The organism is Xanthomonas sp. LMG 12462, from assembly GCF_009192885.1.
Classification (GTDB): Bacteria; Pseudomonadota; Gammaproteobacteria; order Xanthomonadales; family Xanthomonadaceae; genus Xanthomonas_A; species Xanthomonas_A sontii.
Genome location: NZ_NMPP01000048.1, coordinates 1 through 23,577 on the forward strand (window position 1 = coordinate 1; position 23,577 = coordinate 23,577).

Annotated in this window: 22 protein-coding genes; 7 read left to right on the forward strand and 15 right to left on the reverse strand. The window is 70.0% G+C overall.

Going from position 1 to position 23,577, the window contains the following annotated elements:
• Window positions 1-325 precede the first annotated feature (325 nt).
• From lpxK to CEK69_RS12760, 5 genes are read right to left on the reverse strand one after another with little or no spacing between them, the layout of a single operon-like run.
• Window positions 326-1,360 carry a tetraacyldisaccharide 4'-kinase gene (gene lpxK, locus CEK69_RS12740; protein WP_152245972.1) on the reverse strand — a complete coding sequence of 345 codons (1,035 nt, stop codon included), beginning with the start codon at window positions 1,358-1,360 and terminating at the stop codon, window positions 326-328.
• Window positions 1,357-3,129, reverse strand: a complete 1,773-nt coding sequence (gene msbA / locus CEK69_RS12745; protein WP_026143406.1) for a lipid A export permease/ATP-binding protein MsbA — start codon at window positions 3,127-3,129, stop codon at window positions 1,357-1,359. Before msbA ends, lpxK begins: the two co-directional genes overlap by 4 nt.
• Window positions 3,126-3,563: a biopolymer transporter ExbD gene (locus tag CEK69_RS12750; RefSeq protein WP_152245974.1), complete on the reverse strand. Its 438-nt coding sequence runs from the start codon at window positions 3,561-3,563 to the stop codon at window positions 3,126-3,128. The genes msbA and CEK69_RS12750 overlap by 4 nt, the downstream gene beginning before the upstream one ends.
• Window positions 3,564-3,567: 4 nt before the next feature.
• Window positions 3,568-4,227, reverse strand: coding sequence for a MotA/TolQ/ExbB proton channel family protein (locus CEK69_RS12755; RefSeq protein ID WP_026143405.1), 660 nt, complete (start codon window positions 4,225-4,227; stop codon window positions 3,568-3,570).
• Window positions 4,121-6,673, reverse strand: a complete 2,553-nt coding sequence (locus CEK69_RS12760) for a DNA internalization-related competence protein ComEC/Rec2 (protein ID WP_152245976.1) — start codon at window positions 6,671-6,673, stop codon at window positions 4,121-4,123. The genes CEK69_RS12755 and CEK69_RS12760 overlap by 107 nt, the downstream gene beginning before the upstream one ends.
• Window positions 6,674-6,931: 258 nt before the next feature.
• Between CEK69_RS12760 and CEK69_RS12765 the strand changes: the two genes are divergently transcribed.
• Window positions 6,932-7,996, forward strand: a complete 1,065-nt coding sequence (locus tag CEK69_RS12765; RefSeq protein ID WP_152245978.1) for an SDR family oxidoreductase — start codon at window positions 6,932-6,934, stop codon at window positions 7,994-7,996.
• A 567-nt stretch (window positions 7,997-8,563) separates the two neighbouring features.
• Here CEK69_RS12765 and lolD read toward each other — a convergent pair.
• The 9 genes from lolD to CEK69_RS21460 all read right to left on the reverse strand — a co-directional run bounded on the left by lolD (window position 8,564) and on the right by CEK69_RS21460 (window position 15,214).
• Window positions 8,564-9,271, reverse strand: a complete 708-nt coding sequence (gene lolD / locus CEK69_RS12770) for a lipoprotein-releasing ABC transporter ATP-binding protein LolD (RefSeq protein ID WP_152245980.1) — start codon at window positions 9,269-9,271, stop codon at window positions 8,564-8,566.
• Between the two features lie 37 nt (window positions 9,272-9,308).
• Complete coding sequence (locus tag CEK69_RS12775) at window positions 9,309-10,553, reverse strand: lipoprotein-releasing ABC transporter permease subunit (RefSeq protein WP_010342649.1); 1,245 nt, start codon at window positions 10,551-10,553, stop codon at window positions 9,309-9,311.
• Window positions 10,554-10,576: 23 nt separating this feature from the next.
• Window positions 10,577-11,029: a hypothetical protein gene (locus CEK69_RS12780; RefSeq protein WP_152245982.1), complete on the reverse strand. Its 453-nt coding sequence runs from the start codon at window positions 11,027-11,029 to the stop codon at window positions 10,577-10,579.
• Window positions 10,980-11,228, reverse strand: coding sequence for a succinate dehydrogenase assembly factor 2 (locus tag CEK69_RS12785; protein WP_010342652.1), 249 nt, complete (start codon window positions 11,226-11,228; stop codon window positions 10,980-10,982). The genes CEK69_RS12780 and CEK69_RS12785 overlap by 50 nt, the downstream gene beginning before the upstream one ends.
• A 127-nt stretch (window positions 11,229-11,355) precedes the next feature.
• Window positions 11,356-12,138 (reverse strand): succinate dehydrogenase iron-sulfur subunit, encoded by a 783-nt coding sequence (locus tag CEK69_RS12790; RefSeq protein WP_017908442.1) that lies wholly within the window; start codon window positions 12,136-12,138, stop codon window positions 11,356-11,358.
• A 111-nt stretch (window positions 12,139-12,249) separates the two neighbouring features.
• Window positions 12,250-14,040 carry a succinate dehydrogenase flavoprotein subunit gene (gene sdhA, locus CEK69_RS12795; protein ID WP_017908441.1) on the reverse strand — a complete coding sequence of 597 codons (1,791 nt, stop codon included), beginning with the start codon at window positions 14,038-14,040 and terminating at the stop codon, window positions 12,250-12,252.
• 29 nt (window positions 14,041-14,069) lie between these two features.
• Window positions 14,070-14,456, reverse strand: a complete 387-nt coding sequence (gene sdhD / locus CEK69_RS12800; protein WP_017908440.1) for a succinate dehydrogenase, hydrophobic membrane anchor protein — start codon at window positions 14,454-14,456, stop codon at window positions 14,070-14,072.
• Window positions 14,453-14,845, reverse strand: a complete 393-nt coding sequence (sdhC, locus tag CEK69_RS12805; protein ID WP_026144277.1) for a succinate dehydrogenase, cytochrome b556 subunit — start codon at window positions 14,843-14,845, stop codon at window positions 14,453-14,455. The genes sdhD and sdhC overlap by 4 nt, the downstream gene beginning before the upstream one ends.
• A 60-nt stretch (window positions 14,846-14,905) precedes the next feature.
• Window positions 14,906-15,214 carry a DUF1674 domain-containing protein gene (locus tag CEK69_RS21460; RefSeq protein WP_318526716.1) on the reverse strand — a complete coding sequence of 103 codons (309 nt, stop codon included), beginning with the start codon at window positions 15,212-15,214 and terminating at the stop codon, window positions 14,906-14,908.
• Here CEK69_RS21460 and CEK69_RS12815 point away from each other — a divergent pair.
• Window positions 15,116-15,988, forward strand: a complete 873-nt coding sequence (locus tag CEK69_RS12815) for a folate-binding protein YgfZ (protein WP_193313978.1) — start codon at window positions 15,116-15,118, stop codon at window positions 15,986-15,988. The genes CEK69_RS21460 and CEK69_RS12815 overlap by 99 nt on opposite strands.
• A gap of 23 nt (window positions 15,989-16,011) precedes the next feature.
• Here CEK69_RS12815 and ugpC read toward each other — a convergent pair whose 3' ends face one another.
• Window positions 16,012-17,130 (reverse strand): sn-glycerol-3-phosphate ABC transporter ATP-binding protein UgpC, encoded by a 1,119-nt coding sequence (gene ugpC, locus CEK69_RS12820; RefSeq protein WP_152245986.1) that lies wholly within the window; start codon window positions 17,128-17,130, stop codon window positions 16,012-16,014.
• Window positions 17,131-17,571: 441 nt separating this feature from the next.
• On the opposite strand from ugpC, the gene zwf reads away from it, so the two are divergent.
• The 5 genes from zwf (at window position 17,572) to CEK69_RS12845 (ending at window position 23,541) form a co-directional block, all read left to right on the forward strand.
• Window positions 17,572-19,008, forward strand: coding sequence for a glucose-6-phosphate dehydrogenase (gene zwf, locus CEK69_RS12825; RefSeq protein WP_193313979.1), 1,437 nt, complete (start codon window positions 17,572-17,574; stop codon window positions 19,006-19,008).
• A complete protein-coding gene (glk, locus tag CEK69_RS12830) occupies window positions 19,005-20,012 on the forward strand; it encodes a glucokinase (protein ID WP_017917730.1) in 1,008 nt (335 codons plus the stop codon). The genes zwf and glk overlap by 4 nt, the downstream gene beginning before the upstream one ends.
• Window positions 20,009-20,728, forward strand: coding sequence for a 6-phosphogluconolactonase (gene pgl / locus CEK69_RS12835; protein ID WP_152245988.1), 720 nt, complete (start codon window positions 20,009-20,011; stop codon window positions 20,726-20,728). Before glk ends, pgl begins: the two co-directional genes overlap by 4 nt.
• A 139-nt stretch (window positions 20,729-20,867) precedes the next feature.
• Window positions 20,868-22,784: a phosphogluconate dehydratase gene (gene edd, locus CEK69_RS12840; RefSeq protein WP_017917732.1), complete on the forward strand. Its 1,917-nt coding sequence runs from the start codon at window positions 20,868-20,870 to the stop codon at window positions 22,782-22,784.
• A 76-nt stretch (window positions 22,785-22,860) separates the two neighbouring features.
• The gene (locus tag CEK69_RS12845) at window positions 22,861-23,541 is read left to right on the forward strand and encodes a bifunctional 4-hydroxy-2-oxoglutarate aldolase/2-dehydro-3-deoxy-phosphogluconate aldolase (RefSeq protein ID WP_152237421.1); all 681 of its coding nucleotides are present in this window, start codon (window positions 22,861-22,863) and stop codon (window positions 23,539-23,541) included.
• The last annotated feature ends 36 nt before the right edge of the window (window positions 23,542-23,577 follow it).

Consider the following 23,577-nt stretch of genomic DNA (forward strand, 5'->3'; position numbering starts at 1 on the left):
TGATCGGCGCTGGGCCCGGTCCTGCCTTGTCGATGCGAGTTCACGCCCGGGGCGGACTCTGGATACCGTTCGGACACACAAGGGCCAGCATGTGGAGGGCGGAGCCGATCTACGATGCAAGCTCGAAGCTTTAGGAGCGACTGGACCTCCCACACCTCCTCCGATGATCAGTCGGAAGACATGACGCCTGTTTAGGGGCGACATGTCCAGATACAAGGAGCGGCTTCAGCCGCGATGGGCTTGACCGGGAACGCCCCGTCGCGGCTGAAGCCGCTAACGCTGGATCCGGTGCGATTGCGGCAGAAACCGGTGCTGAGAGGCGCCGCTAGTCGCCGGTCCCGCCCGCGCGGCCGCGCAGCTTGTCCAGCCGATCCAGCAGGCCGATCCAGAACGCCGCCGGCAGCTCGGCGACCAGCGGCACGCTGAAGCACCAATCGTTGACGAAGGCGGCGCACTTGACTGCGTCCTTCTCGGTCATCAGCACCGGCAGTTCGCTGCCGAAGGCCAGATCCGCGGCGCGGTACTGGTGGTGGTCGGGAAAGGCATGCGGGACCACGCCGATGCCCTGCGCGCGCAGCATGTCGAAGAAGCGCTGCGGGTGGGCGATGCCGGCCACGGCGTGCACGCGCTGGCCGGCGAAGCTGCGCAACGGCCGCGCACGGCCGCCGTGCAACGGTTGCGCGCTGTCGATGCGCAGGCGCATCGCCCATTCGCCGAAGCCGACTTCGAGCGCGCCGCTGTCGCTGGCCTGTCCCAGATTGACGACCCGGAAATCGCATTCGTTGCCGCGCGCCACCGGCTCGCGCAGCGGCCCGGCCGGCAGCAGGCGGCCGTTGCCGTAGCGGCGCTGGCCGTCCACCACCTCGATCTCGATGTCGCGCTGCAGCCGGTAATGCTGCAGGCCGTCGTCGCAGACCACGATGTCGCAGCCGGCCTGCAGCAGCGCGCGCGCCGCGGCCACGCGGTCGCGGTCCACCCGCACCGGCACGCCGGTCTTGCGCGCGATCAGCACCGGCTCGTCGCCGCCCTGCTCGGCCGAGGTGCCCGGCTCGATCCAGCGCGGCTCCTGCGGCTGGCTGCGGCCGTAGCCGCGGCTGGCCACGCCCGGGCTCCAGCCGGCGTCGCGCAGGCGCTGCACCAGGGCGATGGTCAACGGCGTCTTGCCGGTGCCGCCGGCGGTCAGATTGCCCACCACCACCACCGGCGCGGCGATGCTGTGGCGCTTGCGCCAGCCGCGACGGTACAGCGCGCGGCGCAACGCGATCGCCGCCGCGTACAGCGGGGTCAGCACGCGCGCGTACAGCGGCGGCGAACCCGTGCCGTACCAATAGGCGGGGGTGTGCGGCCCGCGCTCGCTCATCCGAACTGCCTTTCGCGGAACTGCATGCTGTGCAGGTGCGCATACACCCCGCCCAGCGCCAGCAGCTCGCGGTGGGTGCCGCGCTCGACGATGCGGCCGTGGTCCATCACCAGCACCTGGTCGGCGTGTTCGATGGTCGACAGGCGGTGGGCGATGACCAGCGTGGTGCGGTCGGGCATCAGCCGGTGCAAGGCGTCCTGCACCAGCCGCTCGGATTCGTTGTCCAGCGCCGCGGTAGCCTCGTCGAGGATCAGGATCGGCGCGTCCTTGAGCATGGCGCGGGCGATCGCCAGGCGCTGGCGCTGGCCGCCGGACAGGCGCCCGCCCTTGGCCCCGACCTGCGACTGCAGGCCGTCCGGCAGGTGCTCGACGAACTCCATCGCGTTGGCATCGGCGATCGCCTGCTGCAATTGCGCCGGGCCGGCCTCGCGCATCTCGCCGTAGGCGACGTTCTCGGCGATGCTGCCATCGAACAGCATCACCTGCTGGCCGACCAGGGCGATCTGCCGGCGCAGATCCTCCAGGCGGTACTCCTGCAGCGGATGGCCGTCGAGCAGGATCTGCCCGGACTGCGGGTCGTAGAAGCGCGGGATCAGCTTGACCAAGCTGGACTTGCCGCTGCCGGAGCGGCCGACGATGGCGGTGACGGTGCCGGGCTCGGCGACGAAGCTGACTTCGGCCAGCGCCGGCCGCGCCTGCCCCGGATAGGCGGCAGTGACCTCACGGAACTCGATCCGGCCCTGCGCGCGCTCGATGTGGCGGGTGCCGCTGTCCTGTTCCTCCGGCGCATCCAGCACCACGAACAGCCGCTGCGCCGAGGCGACGCCCCGCTGCAGCATGTTCTGCACGTTGGTGAGGTTCTTCAGCGCCGGGATGATCGCCATCATCGCGGTCATCAGCGAGACGAACTCGCCGGCGGTCAGGCGCCCGGCCAGCGCCTCGTGGCCGGCGATCAGCAGCAGCGCGGCCAAGCCGATCGCGCCCAGCAACTGCACCGCGGCCGAGGAGATGCCGCGGGTGGATTCGACCTTCATCGCCAGGTGCAGGTTGGTGTCGGCCAGGTGCTGGTAGCGCTCCATCTCGCTGGCGCGCGCGCCGTAGACCTTGACCTCCTGGTTGCCGGACAGGGCCTGCTCGGCGGACTGCATCAGCTCGGCGTTGCTCTCCTGGATGCGGTGGCTGACCCGCCGGTAGCGCTTGGCCACGCGGTCCATCACCCACGCCAACGGCGGCGCCACCAGCAGGATGGTCACGGTCACCGTCCAGCTGTACCACAGCATCACCGCCAGCGCGCCGACGATCTGCAGGGTCTGCTGCACCATCACCTTCATCGCGTCGACCGCGGCCTGCGCCACCTGCTCGCTGTCCGAACCCAGCCGCACCAGCATCGACGCCACCGGCTCGGCATCGAAGCGGCTGCCCGGCAGGCGAAGGTACTTGTCCAGCACGTTGACCCGGAAATCGCGGGAAATGCTCCGCGCCGCGCGCCCCATCGACATGTCGGTGACGTAGCCGGCGATACCGCGCAGCACGAACAGGCCGACGATCTGCAACGGCAGCCACATCGCCACCTCGCGGTTGCGGGCGATGAAGGTCTCGTCGGTAATCGGCTTCATCAGCGCCAGGAAGCCCGAGCCGGCCAGCGCTTCCAGCAGCGCGCCGACGGCGGCGATCAGCAGCAGGCCGCGGTAGCCGCCGGCATAGGACAACAGGCGGCGATAGGTCCGCCAGGGGGAATCCTGGACGGGCACGTCGGTGGGTACATTCACTTGGAGCTTCCGTCCCTGTTGACTTCGGGGGCAGTGGCGATGGCGATGCGGCGGAATCCGAGCTGGCCCAGCGCGTCCTGCGCGGTGACCACCGCCTGGTACGGCGTGCGCGCGTCGGCGCGCAGCAGCACCGGCTGCTCGCGGTCGTCGCCGGCGACCTGGGCGATGCTGCGCTTGACCGACTCCACGTCGGTGCGCAGCACTTCCTGGTCGTTGATGAAGTAATGCCCGTCGGCGTTGATCAGCACGCTCAGCGCGCGCGCCGGCGGCGGCGCGTTGCGGTCGCTGGCGTTGGGCAGCTGCAATTGCAGCATCGAACGCGCATCGAAGGTAGTGGTCACGACGAAGAAGATGATCAGCACCAGGATGACGTCGATCAACGGCACCAGGTCGATGTGCGGCTCGTCCTGGCCACGGTCGTCGCGGATCCGCACCGGCTCAGCCCTTGGCCGACGCGGCGTTCGACGCGGCGCCGCGTGCCGGCGCAACCGCACGGCCATGGCCGTCGAGCGCGTCGGTCAGGGCGGTGGCTTCCTGCTCCATCTCGATCACGTAGCCGGCGATGCGACCCTTGAAATGGCGATGGAAGATCAGCGCCGGCACCGCGATGATCATGCCGGTGGCGGTGCACACCAGCGCCTTGCCGATGCCGCCGGCGAGCTGGTTCACGTCGCCCAGGCCATGGTCGAGGATGCCGAGGAACATCTGGATCATGCCGACCACGGTGCCGAGCAGGCCGAGCAGCGGCCCGGCCGAGGCGATGGTGCCCAACGCGTTCAGGTAACGCTCCATGCGGTGCACGACGTGCCGGCCGGTGTCCTCGATGCGCTCGCGCACGATCTCGCGCGGACGGTTGCGCACATCCAGGCCGGCCGCGAGCAGCGCGCCCAGCGGCGAATTGCGCCGCAGCGATTCGATGTGGGTGGGGTCGAGCTTGCCGCGCGTGGCCCAGTTGCGCACTTCCTGGCCCAGTCCCGGCGGCAACACCTCGCTACGGCGCAGGCTCCAGAACCGCTCCAGGACGATCGCCAGCGCGACCACGCCCAACAGCAGCAATGGCACCATCGGCCAGCCACCGGCCTTGACCAGTTCCCACACGTCGCAACCCTCCGGCACGCTCGGCCGTTCGTTCACTGGCCGATAGGATAGCAGCCGCCCGCGCCCGCTCCGCCGCGTCCCACAGCCGCGCCCGCCAGGGCCGCCGCTCGCGCAGTTGCAGGCCGGCGCGCCCCAGCCACACGCGCAGCGCACCGCCCTGCGGCGTGCCGGCGACCTCGGCGCCGGCGGCCTGCCAGCGCGCCACCACGCCCGGATGCGGATGACCGAAGCGGTTGCCGTAGGCCGCCGACACCAGCACCAACCGCGCGCCAGTGGCGGCGACGAAGGCCGGCTGCGAGGAATGCGCGCTGCCGTGATGCGGCGCCACCACCACCTCGGCGCGCAGCGCCTGCGGCGCCTCGCGCAGCAGCGTGCGCTCGACCACGTCGCCGATGTCGCCGGCCAGCAACAGCGCGCCATGCGCGGTCTCCACGCGCAACACGCAGCTGGATTCGTTGCGCAGATAGGGAAAGTGCGGCGCCGGGTGCAGGAACCGGAACCGCACGCCATCCCATTCCCAGGCATCGCCGGTCACGCAGGGGCAATCCAGCGGCACCGGCGCGCCGGCCGGGGCCTGGACCAGGCCGATCGGCAGCGCCGCGCGTACCGCGGCCAGGCCACCGGCGTGATCGTTGTCGCCATGACTGATCACCGCGCGATCCAGCCGCGCCACGCCGAGCGCATGCAGCGCCGGGACCACCACCCGCTCGCCAGCGTCGTAGCCATCCTCGACCGCCGGCCCGGTGTCGTACAGCAGTTGATGGTGGGCGGTGCGGACCAGCAACGACAGCCCCTGCCCCACGTCGAACATCACCAGATCGACCTCGCCCGGTCGCGGTCGCTCCAGCGGCGGCCACAGCAAGGGCAACCACAGCAGCGCCGCCAGCGGCTTGCCCGGCACCGCGCGCGGCAGCAGCAGCCAGAACGCGCCCAGCAAGGCCAGCGGCAGCGCCCAGTCGCGCGCCTCCGGCAACCAGCGCAGGGCGAAGCGGCTCTCGCCCAGGGCGACGAACAACGGCCAGGTCAGGTCGAAGCAGGCCGCGGCCAGGCGCCACAGCCAGGCCCCGGCGCCGGCATGCAACGCCTCCAGCGCGGTGCCGAGCAAGGCCAGCGGGACCACCACCAGGCTCCACCACGGGATCGCCAGCAGGTTGGCCAGCGGCCCGACCAGCGAGGCCTGCCCGAACAGCATCGTGCTCACCGGCAGCAGGCCGACCGTGGCCACGCCCTGCGCGGTCAGGAAACTGCGTAGCGTCTCGCGCCAGCCGCGCCCGGCGTCGGGCATGCACCAGGCCAGCCAGGCGACGCCGAGGAAGCTCAGCCAGAAGCCGGCCGAGAGCACCGCCAGCGGGTCGCAGAGCAGCATGGCGATCGCCGCCAGCGCCAATGCGTCGACCACCCGCACCGGCCGCCGCCACAGCCGTGCCGCCACCACCACCGCGATCATCAGCGCGGTGCGCACGGTCGGCAGGGCCATGCCCGACACCAGGGTGTAGCCGCCGGCGCCGAGCAGCGCCAGCGCCGCCGCGGCCTGGCGGCGCGGCCAGTAGCGGCCCAACTGCGGCCACAGCCGCCACAGTCCGCCACCGAGCAGTGCGAAGGCCCCGGCGACCAGGCCGACATGGAATCCGGAAATGGCGATGAGATGGGTCAGGCCGGCGGCACGCAGGATGCGCCAGTCGCGATCGTCCAGCCGCCGGGTATCGCCCAGCGCCAGCGCCTGCACGTAGCGCGCCGAGGCCTGCGGCACGGCCGCGGCGATGCGCGCGGACATATCCGCACGCCACGCGTCGATGCCCTGCCCCGGCGTCAGTTGCGCTGCCGCATGCGGCGCCACCACGTAGCCGCTGACGCTGATCCGCTGCGCCAGCGCATAGGCCTCGGCATCGAAGCCGCCGGGATTGCTCAAGCCGCGCGGCGCGCGCAGGCGCACCTGCAACTGCCAGCGCGCGCCGGCGCTCAGTGCGCTACGCGGCCCGGCCTGGTGCGTGCCGAAGTCGTCGTACCACGCCAGTTGCAGCAGGCGCCCGCGCAACGGCGCCGGCTGCGCCGCATCGGCGTCCACGCGGAACAGAAAACGGGTGCGGCGGGTCTCCGCCTGCGGCAGTTCCACCACCTGGCCGCGGACGTCGACCACGCGCTTTTCCCAGTCGGCCGGCAACTGCCTTGCCAGCACCATGCCGGCGACCAACGCCAGCCAGCCGGCGCCGATCGCGAACGCGCCCAGCCAGCGCCAGCGCGGTGCCGCCACGTACAGCGACGCCCCGGCGAGCAGGATCGCCACGGCCAGCGGCCAGGGCGGCAGGCGCGGCAGCCACAGCGCGGCCAGCACGCCGGCGGCGAGGCTGGCCGCGACCGCAGCGCCGAACGGCGCCGGTGCCGGCCAGCGGGCAGCGCGAGCCGCGACGGGGCCCTGGCACGGCACGGCGTCTGCCGACGGTTGCATGTGCTTGCCCTCCTTGGCATCGATGGATCGGAAGCAGCGAGACGAAGCGGCGCGACGTGCGCATCGCGCGACACCGTCTGTATCGCCATGCCAGCGTCGCATCCCGCCTGGACGCGAGCCATCGGTCCATGCCGCGGCACCGCGTCAGAATTCGCCTAACGCGCGAGCGCGCGCCGCGTCACAGTCCCGACGCAGTTCTCCGCAGCTTCATCGCCCCGCGCCTAAGGTGCGATACCCCACGTCGTAAGGAGTTCGCGCATGCGCAAGGGCATCGCATTGATCGTCGGAGTCACTGGCATCTCCGGCTACAACCTCGCCAACGTGCTGGTCGCCGAGGGCTGGACCGTCTATGGGCTGGCACGCCGCCCGGTGCCGCAGGAAGGCGTGATTCCGGTGGCGGCCGATCTGCTCGACCGCGACGCCACCATCGCAGCGCTGCGCGGGCTGCCGATCACCCACGTGTTCTTCTGCACCTGGACGCGGCGCGACACCGAGAAGGAGAACGTCGCCGCCAACGGCGCGATGTTGCGGCACCTGTGCGAGGGCCTGGACGGCGCGACGCTGCAGCACATGGCGCTGGTCACCGGCACCAAGCATTACCTCGGCTCGTTCGAGCACTACGGCAGCGGCAAGGCGGAGACGCCGTTCCGCGAGAGCGAACCGCGGCAGCCGGGCGAGAATTTCTACTACACGCTGGAAGACCTGTTGTTCGACGCCGCCGCGCGCCATGGCTTCGGCTGGAGCGTGCACCGCTCGCACACCATGATCGGTCAGGCCAACGGCAGCAATGCGATGAACATGGGCGTGACCCTGGCGGTGTATGCGACGCTGTGCAAGCACACCGGGCAGCCCTTCGTGTTCCCTGGCTCGCGCGCGCAGTGGGACAGCCTCACCGACCTCACCGACGCCGGCCTGCTCGGCCGCCAACTGGCCTGGGCCGCGACCAATCCGGCCGCACGCAACCAGGCCTTCAACACGGTCAACGGCGACGTGTTCCGCTGGCGCTGGATGTGGGGCGAGATCGCCGCGTTCTTCGGCCTGGACCCTGCCCCCTATCCGGAGGCGCCGATGCCGCTGCAAGCGCGCCTGCAGGACGCCGCGCCGGCCCTGTGGCGCGAAATCGCCGAGCAGCATGGGCTGGTGCAGGCGGATGTGAACCAACTGGCGTCGTGGTGGCATACCGATGCCGATCTGGGCCGCGAGATCGAGTGCGTCAACGACATGACCAAGAGCCGCGATCTCGGCTTCCTCGGCTACTACGACAGCCGCGCCTCGTTCCTGGAGCTGTTCACGCGGCTGCGCGCGCAGCGGGTGATTCCCTGAGAGACGCGGCTGGGTGAAGAGTCGCCGATGCAATGGGAAAGCGGCAATCCGGAAGGTTGCCGCCTATGGGGCACGCGGTGCGCTCCAGGACGGTCGCCGTTGTAGGGACATACACTGCACTGCCGCGGCGACGTGTTTGCTGGGCATGCTGTACGAAGTTTTTCGGCGCCGACAGCAACCAACGCCGGCGACTTGCCCGGCTTCGTTGGTCGCGGCTGAAGCCGCTTCTACGGCGCGCTTGCGCTAGAAGTGCTTTCGCCTGTCCGAGGATCTCCGGCGTCGGCAAATGCACTGAAGCCACTGCGGCTCGCTGCCTCGTTCGTCGCGCGTGACCTCACTCCAACGCGCGGCGAAGCGGCGATGTGAACTGTGGGAGGGACTTCAGTCCCGACGCGCACTGCATCAGTGAGCAGGACACTGCTTTTGTCGTGATCGCAGGCGCTGCACAGCAAGCGAGGCTGTCACGCCCGACCCCGCACGCAGCAGGATTCAGTGGCGCGCCTTCAGGCCGCGATTACGTCCCCACACCGTGATACAACAGCACATCGCGTCCGCCGCCAAGCTCGCTCAAACGTCCGCAGGCGCCAATTCGCGCAGCTTGCCCTGGTGCAGTTCCAGCACCCGGTCCAGCTTGCGCGCCAGGCTGCGGTCGTGGGTGACCAGGGCCAGGCTGGTGCCCTGCGCGCGGTTGAGCTCGAGCATCAGCGCGAACACGTTGGCCGCGGTCTTGTCGTCGAGGTTGCCGGTCGGCTCGTCGCCGAGTACGCAGGCCGGACGGTTGACCAGCGCACGCGCCACCGCGGCGCGCTGGCGCTCGCCGCCGGACAGCTCGCCCGGCTTGTGCTCCAGGCGATGGCCCAGACCCACCGATTCCAGCAGCGCCCGCGCGCGCGCATCGGCGTCCTGGATCGGCGCGCCGCCCAGCAGCACCGGCATCATCACGTTCTCCAGCGCGGTGAACTCGGGCAGCAGGTGATGGAACTGGTAGACGAAGCCCAGCGAGCGGTTGCGCAACTGCCCGCGCGCCGCGTCGGTCAGCGCCGACATGCGCTGCCCGGCCACGTAGACCTCACCGGAGGTCGGCACGTCGAGGCCGCCGAGCAGGTGCAGCAAGGTGCTCTTGCCGGCACCGGAGGCGCCGACGATGGCCACGGTCTCGCCCGCCGCCACGCTCAGCTCCAGGCCGTCGAACACCGGCGTGCGCATCTTGCCTTCGGCGTAGGTCTTGGCCAGGCCTTCGGCGCGGATCGCCGCGTCCGCTTCTCGCTTCTGCATTCCCGATTCCCGATTCCCCATTCCCGATTCCCGGCTCTCATTCATAGCGCAGCGCCTCCGCCGGCTGCGTGCGCGCCGCGCGCCAGGCCGGGTACAGCGTGGCCAGGAAGCTCATCAGCAAGGCGACGATGGTGATCACCATGACGTCGTGCGGCTGCATGTCGGTGGGCAGGCCGGTGATGTAGTAGACGTCCTCCGGCAGCAGCTTGATGTTGAACACCGCCTCGATGCCGGCCAGGATCCGCTCCAGGTTGAGCGTCAGCACGATGCCGCCGATCACGCCGGCGACGGTGCCGATCACGCCGATCAGCGTGCCCTGCACCATGAACACCTGCATCACCCCGCCCGGGCTCAGTCCCAGCGTGCGCAGGATCGCGATGTCGGCCTGCTTGTCGGTCACCAGCATCACCTGCGAGGACACCAGGTTGAACGCACCCATCGCGATGATCAGCGACAGCAGGATGCCCATCACCGTCTTTTCCATCTTCAGCGACTGGTAGAGGTTGGCGTTCTCCCGGGTCCAGTCGCTGACCATGTACGGGCCGTGCAGGTTCAGCGCCAGGTCGCGCGCCACGTTCCAGGCCTGGTCCATGTCGTACAGCTTCAGGCGCACGCCGGTGACGCCGTCGCCCATGCGCAGCACCCGCTGCAGGTCGGGCATGCTGGTCACCGCCAGGCCGCGGTCGATCTCGTTGTAGCCGGCCTCGAAGATGCCGCTGACGGTGAAGCGCTTGTAGCGCGGCACCATGCCCATCGGGCTGGCCTGCGGCTCGCCGAGCATCACCACCACCTTGTCGCCGACGCCCACGCCCAGCCACAGCGCCAGTTCCTGGCCGAGCAGGATGTTGTACGACCCCGGGGTCAGGCTGTCGACCGAGCCCTGCTTCATCTTCTGCGCCAGCACCGAGACCTTGGCCTCTTCCTTGGGCAGGATGCCGCGGACGATCGCCGGCTGGTTGCGCTGGCCGGTGAGCAGGGCCTCTTCCTCGACGTAGGGCGCGGCGCCAGCGACGCGCTTGTCGCGCATGGCCACGTCCACCGCGTGCTGCCAGTCCTCCATCGGCGCGCCCTGCGCGCTGACCGTGGCGTGCGCGGCCATCTGCAGCAGGCGGTCGCGGATCTCCTTCTGGAAGCCGCTCATCACCGCCAGGGTGGTGATCAGCACGGTCACGCCCAGGGCGATGCCGAGGATCGAGGCCATGGAGATGAAGGAGATGAAATTGTTGCGGCGCTTGGCGCGCAGATAGCGCAGGCCGATGGCCACGGGTAAGGGTTTGAACATGCGCAGCCACCATCCAGGGAGCGCTATGGTGCCATTTGCGGCGGCGCAGACGAAGCGGCATGGGCGGCAGCGGCCAGACGCAGTTCACGTCGTGCCGCCGGTGGCAGCGTGTCCGGCCACCACGCCAGGCGCTGGGTGCGCCCCTGCGCATCGCGCCAGCGCACGAACGCCAGCGGTCCGCGCCAGTCGACCTGCAGCTCGGTCACCGTCTTACCGTCGACGCTGGGCGCACCGGCGCCAGCGGGAACCAGCAGCGTGCGCGGCGCCCGCCTGGCCTCACGGCGCAGCAGCCACCCCGCATACAGCAGCGCCAGCGTGGCCGCCGGCCAGGCCAGGTGTGGCGGCAGGTCGGAGCCGATCAGCGACAGCGGCGCCAGCGCGCCGAGCAGGGTCAGCGCGGCCAGCAGCCAGCGCGAGGGGCGCCAGTCAAGCCGGCATGGCGCGGATGGAAGCGATGAGATCGGCGGCGCGTGCATCGGGACAGGCCTCGTAGCCCATGAACCAGCGCCACAACTTATCGTCCTCGCAATCGAGCAGGTATAGGAAAACCCCGCGCTCGGCCTCGGAAGCCTCCCCCCAGCGCCGGTCCAGGTAGCGGCCGAACAACTGGTCCAGTTCGCGCATGCCGCGCCGGCAGCGCCAGCGCAGCTTCTTCAGTTCGGTGCTCTCGTCCATCGCATGCGCCCTTGCCTGGAGGCGGCGCCGCACGGCAGCCGCCGAAAACGAACGCGGCACCGAACCCGAAAGCCGGTGCCGCGCGGTCGGCGGGCAGGCCCGCCGTATGGAACGTCCGCCGCTGCGATCAGGCGCGGCGCGCCATCATCAGCTTCTTGATCTCGGCGATCGCCAGCGCCGGGTTCAGGCCCTTCGGGCAGGTCCGCGCGCAGTTCATGATGGTGTGGCAGCGGTACAGCTTGAACGGATCTTCCAGATCGTCCAGGCGCGCACCGGTGTCCTCGTCGCGCGAGTCGATGATCCAGCGGTAGGCCTGCAGCAGGATCGCCGGGCCCAGGTAACGCTCGCCGTTCCACCAGTAGCTCGGGCAGCTGGTCGAGCAGCACGCGCACAGGATGCACTCGTACAGGCCGTCGAGCTTCTTGCGGTCCTCCGGCGACTGCAGCCGCTCGCGGTCCGGCGGCGGCGGGGTCTGGGTGCGGATCCACGGCTTGATCGAGGCGTACTGCGCGTAGAAGTGGGTCAGGTCCGGCACCAGATCCTTGACCACGCTCATGTGTGGCAGCGGGTAGATCGGCACTTCCTTCTTGCCGCAGTCGCTGATCGCCTTGGTGCAGGCCAGCGTATTGGTGCCGTCGATGTTCATCGCGCACGACCCGCAGATGCCTTCGCGGCACGAGCGGCGGAAGGTCAGGGTCGGGTCGATCTCGTTCTTGATCTTGATCAGCGCGTCCAGAACCATCGGGCCGCACGCGTCCAGATCCACCTCGTAGGTGTCGGTCCGCGGGTTGCTGTCGTCGTCCGGATTCCACCGGTAGACCTTGAAGGTCCGCACGTTCTTCGCGCCCTTGGCGGGAAAGTGCTTGCCCTTGCCGATCTTGGAATTCTTGGGGAGGGTGAACTCTGCCATGGCTTTAAAATCCGGGAATGGGGATTGGGGAATGGGGAATGGGAAGCGGGAGCGAAGAGCGCATGCGCTGTTCTCGATTCCCGATTCCCTACTCCCGTTTCCCGGCTGTGGTCAGTAAACGCGCGGCTTCGGCGGCACCACGTCCACGTCCTTGCTGAGCGTGTACATGTGCACCGGGCGGTAGTCGAAGCTGCACTGGCCCTTGTCGTCGACGGTGACCAGCGTGTGCTTCTGCCAGTTGACGTCGTCGCGGTCGGGGAAATCCTCGTGGGCGTGCGCGCCGCGGCTTTCCTTGCGCTGTTCGGCCGAGTTGATCGTCGCCACCGCGTTGAGCAGCAGGTTGTTCAGCTCGTAGGTCTCGATCAGGTCGGAATTCCACACCAGCGAGCGGTCGGACACCTTGACGTCCTCGAAGCTGGCGAAGATGTCGGCCATCTTGTCCACGCCTTCCTTCAGCGTCTTGCTGGTGCGGAACACCGCCGCGTCGGACTGCATGGTGCGCTGCATCTTGTCGCGGATCACCGAGGTCGGGGTACTGCCGTTGGCGTTGCGCAGCTTGTCCAGCAGGCCCAGCGCCTTGTCGCAGGCGTCGCCCGGCAGGCCCTTGTGCGGGGCGCCGGTCTTGATCGTCTCGGCGCAGCGGTTGGCCACCGCGCGGCCGAACACCACCAGGTCGAGCAGCGAGTTGGAGCCCAGGCGGTTGGCGCCGTGCACCGACACGCAGGCGGCCTCGCCGATGGCGTACAGGCCCGGCACCACCGCATCGGGGTTGTCGCCGTCCTTGCGCACCACTTCGCCGTGGTAGTTGGTCGGGATGCCGCCCATGTTGTAGTGGACGGTCGGGATCACCGGGATCGGCTGCTTGTGCACGTCGACACCGGCGAAGATGCGCGCGCTCTCGGCGATGCCGGGCAGCTTCTCGTCGATCACGCCCGGGCCGAGGTGGGTCAGGTCGAGCAGGATGTGGTCCTTGTGCTCGCCGACGCCGCGGCCTTCGCGGATCTCGATGGTCATCGAACGCGACACCACGTCGCGCGAGGCCAGATCCTTGTAGTGCGGCGCGTAGCGCTCCATGAAGCGCTCGCCGCTGCTGTTGCGCAGGATGCCGCCTTCGCCGCGCACGCCTTCGGTGATCAGGCAGCCGGCGCCGTAGATGCCGGTCGGGTGGAACTGCACGAACTCCATGTCCTGCATCGGCAGGCCGGCGCGCATCACCAGACCACCGCCGTCGCCGGTGCAGGTATGCGCCGAGGTGGCGCTGAAGTAGGCGCGGCCGTAGCCGCCGGTGGCCAGCACCACGCCGTGGGCGCGGAACAGGTGCAGCGAGCCTTCGGCCATGTCCAGGGCGAGCACGCCGCGGCAGGCGCCTTCCTCGTCGAAGATCAGGTCGAGCGCGAAGTACTCGATCATGAAGCGCGCATTGTGCGCCAGCGACTGCTGGTACAGCGTGTGCAGCATGGCGTGGCCGGTACGGTCGGCGGCGGCGCAGGTGCGCTGCGCGGACGGGCCTTCGCCGTACTTGGTGGTCATGCCGCCGAACGGACGCTGGTAGATCTTGCCGTCCTCGGTGCGGCTGAACGGCACGCCGTAGTGCTCCAGCTCGATGATCGCCGGGATCGCCTCGCGGCACATGTATTCGATGGCGTCCTGGTCGCCCAGCCAGTCCGAGCCCTTGATGGTGTCGTAGAAGTGGTAGCGCCAGTCGTCCTCGCCCATGTTGCCGAGCGCGGCGGAGATGCCGCCCTGCGCGGCCACGGTGTGCGAACGGGTCGGGAAGACCTTGGTCAGGCAGACCGTCTGCAGGCCCTTCTGGGCCAGGCCGAAGGTGGCGCGCAGACCGGCGCCGCCGGCGCCGACCACGACCATGTCGTACTTGTGTTCGGTGATCTTGTAAGCGGACATCGAATCTGAGTTCCTGTTCCGGGCGCCGATCAGGCGCTGCCCAGCGCGATGCGGGCGACCGCGAATACACCGACGATCGCGCCGAGCACGGCGACGAACTTCACCGTGGTCTGCAGCGCCAGGGCCAGCAGCGAGTTGTGTACGTAATCTTCGAGAATGACCTGCAGGCCGATCTGCGCGTGCCAGAACATCGCGATCAGGAAGCCGACCAGCAGCACCGCGTTCCACGGCTTGGCCACCGCTTCGGTGGCGGTGACGTAGTCGGCGCCGAGCAGGCTCAGCACGAACACCAGGAACCACACGGTCAGGCCGACCAGCGCGGTGGCGGTCAGCCGCTGCAGCACGAAATGCTCGGTGCCGGACTTGGCCGCGCCCAGGCCGCGGACGTTCTTCAGGGGGGTGCGATAGCGGCTCATGCGGCGGCTCCGTGGAGGACGTAGGCCCAGATCAGCGCCACGATCACCAGGCTGCCGACCACCGACATCCAGCTGCTGCGCACGAACGCGGGAATGCTGTAGCCATGGCCGAAGTCCTGCACGATGTGGCGCAGGCCGTTGCACAGGTGGTAGGCGAAGGCCCAGCTCCAGGCGAACAGGAATACCTGGCCGTACCAGGCGCCGGCCATGCCGCGGAAGCAGTTCCAGGACGCCGGGCCGAGCATCAGCACCAGCAGCGCGGCGGCGATGATCAGGGCACCGACCGACAGCACGATGCCGGTGGCACGGTGCAGGATGGAGGTGACCATCTGGATCTGCCAGCGATAGACCTGCAGATGCGGGGAAAGGGGACGTTCGCGCGTAGCCATTCGCTGGGCTCGTTGTCTCGGCTGGGCGGCGTGCTTAAGGCCGCGTTGGCTCAAAGCTGCTCAAAAATCGATGCAGCGTCCGTTTTTCTCCCAGTCGCCGTAGCGCGTCGGCTCGAGGCCGCCGCGCCCGCCGATCTCCCGCGGCGCAGGCTCGGTCTGCGGAGGGGTGTCCTCGGCGGGCCGCTGCGTTTCGGGATCGGACTCGGGTGTGGGGGTTGGTTGGCCTATCATGCGGGTCTCACAACTCGTCAATTTTAGTCCTCCCCTCTCGTGCCTGACAACCTGAATCTGGAATCCGGCGGTTTTTCCGCCTTGCCACACCTGCAATACGTCGCATTGCGCGGTCCGGATGCAGCGGCCTTCGCGCATGCGCAATTCGCCAACGACGTGCAGGCGCTGGCCGTGGGCCAGTGGCAGTGGAACGCCTGGCTCACCGCCAAGGGCCGGGTGATCGCGGTGTTCGCGCTGCTGCGCCAGGCCGACGACGCCTTGCTGATGCTGCTGGCCGACGGCGACGCCGACGAACTGGCAACGGCACTGGGCCGCTTCGTGTTCCGGCGCAAACTGCGCGTGACGGTCGAGGACACGCTTGTTGCTTTCGGTCGCCTGAGCCTACCCGAGCAGGCCCGCGGCGCGACGTCAGCGCACGATGAGGCCGGCGTGATCGAACTGGACATGGGCGGCGACGGCGTGCCGCGCACCCTGCGCCTAGTGCCGGCGCCGGCCGCGGATGCGCCGGCCGCCGACCCGGCACTGGCTGATGCCTGGCGCGCGGCCGACCTGCGGCTAGGCCTGGCCCGGCTTGCACCGAGCCAGCGCGAACAGTGGACGCCGCAGCAGTTGGGCCTGGACCGGCTGCACGCCTTCAGCGTCAAGAAAGGCTGCTACCCCGGCCAGGAAATCGTCGCCCGCACCCACTTCCTGGGCAAGGCCAAGCGCGCGGTGCAGTTGCTGGAAGTGGATGCGCCCGTCGCCATCGACGCACCGGTGCAGCGCGACGGCCAGCCATTCGGCAGCGTGGTCAGCGTCGCCGGCACCCTGGCATTGGCGGTGCTGCCGCTGGAGGAGGCGCCGCCGACAGGACTGGACGTCGACGGTCACCCGGCGCGCTGGCAGCCCCTGGTCGACGGCCTGGCGCGCTGAACGCGCCGGCGCTTTCGCTGTTGCTATTGCGATTCCCGATTCCCGATTCCCGATTCCCCGCTCTCCAGACGCCCCCCACTCTCGGCATCGAAGAAGTGCAGCGCGTCGCCGCGCACCGCCACCCGCAGGCGCTCGCCCAGGCCCGGCAGCGTGCGCGGCGCCACCCGCATCACCAGCGGCTGCGCGCCGTGGCTGAGATTGACGAAGATCTCGTTGCCGACCGGCTCGATCACCTCGATGGTGGCCTCGAAGCCGCCCTGCGCGTCGTCGCTGGGCTGCAGGTGCTCCGGCCGCACGCCGATCGCCAGTTCCCGGCCCAGCCATTGCGGCGCGATCTGCGCACCCGGCAGCGGCACCCGCCCGCCGTCCTGCAACTGCAGCTGCAGACCACCCTCTTCCACCAGCCGCCCGCGCAGCACGTTCATCGCCGGGCTGCCGAGGAAACCGGCCACGAACAGGTTGGCCGGGCGGTCGTACAGCGCCATCGGCGTGTCGATCTGCTGGATCAGCCCGTCCTTGAGCACGACGATGCGCTGGCCCAGGGTCATCGCCTCGACCTGGTCGTGGGTGACGTAGATCATGGTGGTGCCGAGCTTGCGGTGCAGTTGCGCGATCTCGGTGCGCACTGAGTGGCGCAGCTTGGCGTCCAGGTTGGACAGCGGCTCGTCGAGCAGGAACACCGCCGGCTCGCGCACCAGTGCGCGACCCAGCGCCACGCGCTGGCGCTGGCCGCCGGACATGGCCCGCGGCAGCTTGTCCAGCATCGGGGTCAGGCCCAGGGTGTCGGCGGCGGCGGCCACGCGCTGACGGATGACCTCCTTGCTCTCGCCGCGCAGCTTGAGCCCGAACGCCAGGTTCTCGGCCACGGTCATGTGCGGGTACAGCGCGTAGCTCTGGAACACCATGGCGATGTCGCGGTCCTTCGGCGCCACCTCGTTGACCACGCGCTCGCCGATGCGCAGCTCGCCGCCGCTGATCTCTTCCAGGCCGGCGATCATCCGCAGCAGCGTGGACTTGCCGCAGCCCGAGGGCCCGACCAGCACCATCAGTTCGCCGTCGGCCACTTCGAAGCTGGCCCCGTGCACGGCGACCTGGCCGTTGTCGTAGACCTTGCGGATGTTGTCCAGTTGTACTTTCGCCATGTATCCGGTTTCCGGCAGTGAGGAACGGGCTGCCGCCGGTCCCTCCCGAGGGCAGTGCATACGAATTCGGGTCGCATCATGCCCGCGCGCAGGCAACAATGGATCGCGATGCGGTATTCTGCCATGTAACCGTTTTCACGGGGCAACATCGAGCCTGGGAGGGCATGCAATGCGATCCGCCAGCCGCCGATCCGGCGCGCGCCCGTCATCCTGCGGGATGACAGCCGACCTGCAGCATGAGGCATTGGAGAGGTATGCTCAGAGGTCTGGCAGTCGTATTCATCTCCTGGATCGTGCGTTCCCGCCTGGCGGCCCTCCCGCGTCACGCCCTCGCCCGAACCGGCCGGATACAGGCCGTCGCCGCCGTTCGCTTTCCCACGCCACGTCACTCCTAGCCCCCAGGTGATCGACACCATGTCACCCGAAACCGAAACCCGGTCGATGCACGATACCTTCCTGTTGTTCGGCGCCACCGGCGATCTGGCCCAGCGCTATCTGTTCCCCTCGCTGCTGCGCATGCTCGACGACGGCTTCCTGCCGGAAGACTTCCGCATCCGCGCACTGGCGCTGTCGCCGCACGACACCGCCAAGTTCCACGAGATCCTCAAGCCGCGCCTGCAGGCGGCGATGCCGCAGATCGGCGAATCGATCGTGCAGGCGCTGCTGGCGCGCATCGACTACCGCTCGGTGGACCTGCGCGATGCCGAATCGGTGGCCGCCGCGGTGCGCGACCTGACCGCGCGCCGCTGCGTGAGCTACCTGGCGATCCCGCCGGGGCTGTACATCAGCACCTGCCAGGGCCTGGCCCTGGGCGGCGCCCTGGCCGCACCGCACCGGCTGATGCTGGAGAAGCCGATCGGCCACGACTCGGACAGCGCCCGCGAGATCGTGCAGGCGATCGGCGCGCTGATCGACGAGGACCGCGTGTTCCGCCTGGACCACTATCTGGGCAAGGCCGCTGTGCAGAACCTGATCGCGCTGCGCTTCGGCAACACCCTGCTGGAAGCGGTGTGGAACCGCAACTACATCGAGTCGGTGGACATCCTGGTCGCCGAGAGCGAGGGCGTGGACGGCCGCGATGCCTACTACGCGCGCTCCGGCGCGCTGCGCGACATGGTGCAGAGCCATATCCTGCAGTTGCTGTGCCTGGTGGCGATGGAGCCGCCGGCGTCGCTGGAAGCCGACCGCATCCGCGACGAGAAGGTCAAGGTGCTGCGCGCGCTGCGTCCGCTGAGCGCAGAGCATGCCGCCCGCGACAGCGTGCGCGGGCGCTACACCGCCGGCACCATCAACGGCCAGCCGGCGCAGGCCTACCAGCCGCCGGAAGGCAGCGACGTGGAAACCTTCGCCGCGGTCACCGCCTACATCGACAACTGGCGCTGGGCCGGGGTGCCGTTCCGGCTGTGCACCGGCAAGCGCCTGGCCGAGCGCTCCACCCGCGTGGTGGTCACGCTCAAGCCGGTCACCCACTGGCTGTTCGAGCGCCCGGCCGCGCAGCAGGTGGCGCCGAACCGGCTGACCTTCCAGCTGCAGCCGCAGGAGAACATCGAACTGGGGCTGATGAGCAGCCTGGCCGGCCCGGAATGGGGCGCGCTGGAACTGCAGCCGCTGGAACTGGAACTGTCCGTGCCCACCGGCCTGCACCGGCGCATCGCCTACGAGCGGCTGATGCTCGACGCGCTCAACGGCAACCATGCGCTGTTCGTGCGCGACGACGAAGTCCGCGCCGCCTGGGCCTGGATCGACAGCGTCAGCGCCGCCTGGGCGCAGGCGCACCTGCCGCTGCTGCCCTACCCGGCCGGCAGCTGGGGGCCGGAGGAAGCGAAGGCCTACGTGTCCTGCGACCAGTCCGGCGCCGCGCCGAAGGTCGCGCAATGAGCGCGCCGCAGCGCCCGGTGCTGGTCGCCGACATCGGCGGCACCAATGCCCGTTTCGCCCTCGCCGATCTCGACGCTTCGGTGCCGCTGCTCGACGACAGCACCCAGACCTACGCGGTAGTGGAATTCCCGTCGCTGGGCGACGCCGCCCGCCACTACCTGGAACAGACCGGGGTGGACGCGCGCAGCGGCACCTTCGCGGTCGCCGGCCGCGTCGATGGCGACGAGGCGCGCATCACCAATCATCCGTGGGTGATCTCGCGGGCGCGCACCCGCGCCATGCTCGGCTTCGACGAACTGCACCTGATCAACGACTTCGCCGCGCAGGCGATGGCGATCAGCCTGCTGCGGCCGCAGGACGTGGTCCAGGTCGGCGGCGCCAGCTGGACCCCGTCGCCGGTCGAGGTGCCGCGCAACTACGGGGTGATCGGCCCCGGCACCGGCCTGGGCGTGGGCGGCCTGCTGATGCGCGGCGGGCGCTGCTTCCCGCTGGAGACCGAGGGCGGCCATGTCAGCTTCCCGCCGGGCACGCCGGAGGAGATCCGCATCCTGGAACTGCTCTCGCAGCAGTTCGGCCGCGTCTCCAACGAGCGCCTGATCTGCGGCCCCGGCCTGGTCAATATCCACCGCGCGCTCAGCGAGATCGCCGGCGACGATCCGGGCCCGCTGCAGCCGGAGGACATCACCGCGCGCGCCGCGCAGGGCGACTACCGGGCGATGCGCACGGTGGACGTGTTCTGCGCCGTGTTCGGCGCCATCGCCGGCGACCTGGTGCTGATGCAGGGCGCCTGGGACGGCGTGTTCCTGACCGGTGGGCTGGTGCCGAAGATGCTCGACGCGATCCAGCATTCCGGGTTCCGCCAGCGCTTCGAGCACAAGGGCCGGTTTTCGTCGATCATGGCGCGGGTGCCGTCGCTGGCGGTGATCCATCCCCGTCCCGGCCTGCTCGGCGCCGCCGCCTACGCGGTGGACGCCGCGCGGCAATCCCCAGGAGCCATTGCATGAGCCCCACGCTGTCCGACCGCATCACGCTGATCCGCTACGACGATCCGGACGAATGGATCGACGCGGCGGCGGCCGAGATCGGCACCGCGCTGCGCGAGGAGACCCAGCGCCGCGGCGGCGCGCGCCTGCTGCTGTCCGGCGGCACCACCCCGGCGCCGGTGTACCAGGCGCTGGCCGAGTTGCCGCTGGACTGGTCGAAGCTGGAAGTCGGCCTGGTCGACGAGCGCTGGCTGTCGCCGCAGGACAGCGACAGCAACGCCTACCTGGTCCGGCACAGCCTGCTCGACCGCGCCGAAGAGGCGCGCTTCGAGCCGCTGGTGCGGGTCGGCAAGCCGCTGCAGGACTGCGTGCACGCGGCCAATCTGCACGCGCAGCACGCCCCAGCCGCGTGCATGGCGGTGCTGGGCATGGGCGGCGACGGCCACACCGCCTCGCTGTTCCCGGGCGCCACCGACCTGAACAAGGCCCTGGCCAACCCGCTGCCTTACGCCACGCTCGACGCCACCGGCTGCCCCGGCGCCAACACCTGGCCGCTGCGCATCACCCTGACCCCGGCCGGCCTGGCGCCGATCGGCCAGCGCATGCTGCTGTTGCGCGGCAAGCAGAAGCTGGAGGTGCTGGAGCGCGCGCTGGCCGGCACCGATCCGCACGAGTACCCGATCCGCGTCGCCTTCGACACGCCTGGTGCGCGCCTGCGCGTGCATTGGTGCGAGTGAGGCCGGGATTGGGGATTGGGGATTGGTGATTAGGAATTCGCAACGGCTGCGCGCTGATGCATTTCCGCTCTTCCGCTTCCCGCTCTTCCGATTCCCGATTCCCGTTTCCCGATTCCCCCCTTCATAGCCACTTCCGCCAATGAGCCTGCATCCGACCCTCCACGCGATCACCGAACGCATCCGCCAGCGCAGTGCGCCGTCGCGGCGCGCCTACCTGGCCGGCATCGACGCCGCGCTGCGCGACGGTCCGTTCCGTAGCCGCCTGAGCTGCGGCAACCTCGCCCACGGCTTCGCCGCCTGCGGCCCCACCGACAAGAGCCGGCTGGAAGGCGGGATCACCCCCAACCTCGGCATCATCACCGCCTACAACGACATGCTCTCGGCGCACCAGCCGTTCGAGCACTACCCGGAGATCATCCGCAGCACCGCGCGCGCGCTCGGCGCCACCGCGCAGGTGGCCGGCGGCGTGCCGGCGATGTGCGACGGCGTGACCCAGGGCCGGCCGGGTATGGAGCTGTCGCTGTTCTCGCGCGACGTGATTGCCCAGGCCACCGCGATCGGCCTCAGCCACGACATGTTCGACACCAGCCTGTACCTGGGCGTGTGCGACAAGATCGTGCCGGGCCTGCTGATCGGCGCGCTGGCCTTCGGCCATCTGCCGGCGGTGTTCGTGCCGGCCGGGCCGATGACTCCAGGCATCCCCAACAAGCAGAAGGCCGAGGTGCGCGAGCGCTACGCCGCCGGCCAGGCCACCCGCGAGGAGCTGCTGGCCGCTGAATCGGCGTCCTACCACGCCCCCGGCACCTGCACCTTCTACGGCACCGCCAACTCCAACCAGGTGCTGCTGGAAGCGATGGGCGTGCAGTTGCCCGGCGCCTCCTTCGTCAATCCCGGCACCCCGCTGCGCGAGGCGCTGACCCAGCAGGCGACCGAGCGCGCGCTGCGCATCACCGCCCTGGGCAACGACTTCCGCCCGCTGGGCCGCTTGATCGACGAGCGCGCCATCGTCAACGCGGTGGTCGCGCTGATGGCCACCGGCGGTTCCACCAACCACACCATCCACTGGCTGGCGGTGGCGCGCGCGGCCGGCATCGTGCTGACCTGGGACGACCTGGACGCGCTGTCGCAGCTGGTGCCGCTGCTGGCGCGGGTGTACCCGAACGGCGAGGCCGACGTGAACCACTTCGCCGCTGCCGGCGGCATCGGCTTCGTGTTCCGCGAGCTGATGGACGCCGGGCTGATGCACGACGACCTAGCCACCATCGTGCCGGGCGGCATGCGCGCCTACGGCGACGAGCCCTGCGTGCAGGACGGCAAGCTGGCCTACGTGCCGAGCCCGGCCAAGAGCGCCGACGAGGCCGTGGTACGCCCGGCGTCCAACCCGTTCGAGGCGCAGGGCGGCCTGCGCCTGCTGCGCGGCAACCTCGGCCGCTCGCTGATCAAGCTGTCGGCGGTGAAGCCGCAGTTCCGCACCATCGAAGCGCCGGCCGTGGTGATCGACGCGCCGCAGGCGCTGAACAAGCTGCACGCCGCCGGCGCGCTGCCGCACGACTTCGTGGTGGTGCTGCGCTACCAGGGCCCGCAGGCCAACGGCATGCCGGAACTGCATTCGCTGGCGCCGCTGCTGGGCCTGCTGCAGAACCAGGGCCGGCGCGTGGCGCTAGTCACCGACGGACGCCTGTCCGGCGCCTCCGGCAAGTTCCCCGCGGCCATCCACGTGACCCCGGAAGCGGCGCGCGGCGGCCCCCTGGCACGCGTGCGCGAAGGCGACATCGTGCGCCTGGACGGCGAGGCCGGCACCCTGGAAGTGCTTGTGGACGCCGCCGAGTGGGCCGCACGCCCGCTGGCGCCGAACACCGCGCCGGCCGCGCACGACCTGGGTCGCAACCTGTTCGGGCTCAACCGCCGCATGGTCGGTCCGGCCGACCAGGGTGCGCTGTCGATCTCCTGCGGCCCGCCGGCCGCCGACGGCGACCTGTGGAACTACGACGCCGAGTACGACCTGGGCCGCGATGCCGAGGCCGCCGCCGCGCCGCACGAAGCCAAGGACGCCTGACCGGCGCCGCCGTTCGCCCTCCCCCGCCCTGGCCGTGCGCGGCCAGGGCCTCGCCCCCATCGCAACCGAGACGCCCATGACCATCGCCGAACACCAGACCAAGGCCGAACAGCTGCTGCGCGCGGCCGGCATCCTGCCCGTCGTCACCGTCCACACCCTGGAAGAAGCGCGCCGCGTCTCGGCCGCACTGCTCGAAGGCGGCCTGCCGGCGATCGAACTGACCCTGCGCACGCCGGTGGCGATGGACGCGCTGGCGATGCTCAAGCGCGAACTGCCGGACATCGTGATCGGCGCCGGCACCGTGCTCAACGCCACCCAGCTGCAGCAGTCGATCGACGCCGGCGCCGACTTCATCGTCACCCCGGGCACCACCCCGACCCTGGCCGACGCCCTGGCGCAGGCGCCGCTGCCGGTGGTGCCGGGCGCGGCCACCCCGAGCGAACTGCTGGCGCTGATGGAGCGCGGCTTCCGCGTGTGCAAGCTGTTCCCCGCCTCCGCCGTCGGCGGCCTGGCGATGCTCAAGGGCCTGGCCGGTCCGCTGGCCGAGCTCAAGCTGTGCCCCACCGGCGGCATCGGCGAGAGCACCGCCGCCGAATACCTGGCCCAGCCCAACGTGGTCTGCATCGGCGGCTCGTGGATGGTGCCCAAGGACTGGCTGGCCGACGGCGCCTGGGACAAGGTGCGCGAGAGCTCGGCGAAGGCGGCCGCGATCGTGCGTGAAGCCGGGAATCGGGATTCGGGAATCGGGAATCGGTAAAAACCCGAACCTCGGCTCTCACAACTCCATACTCCA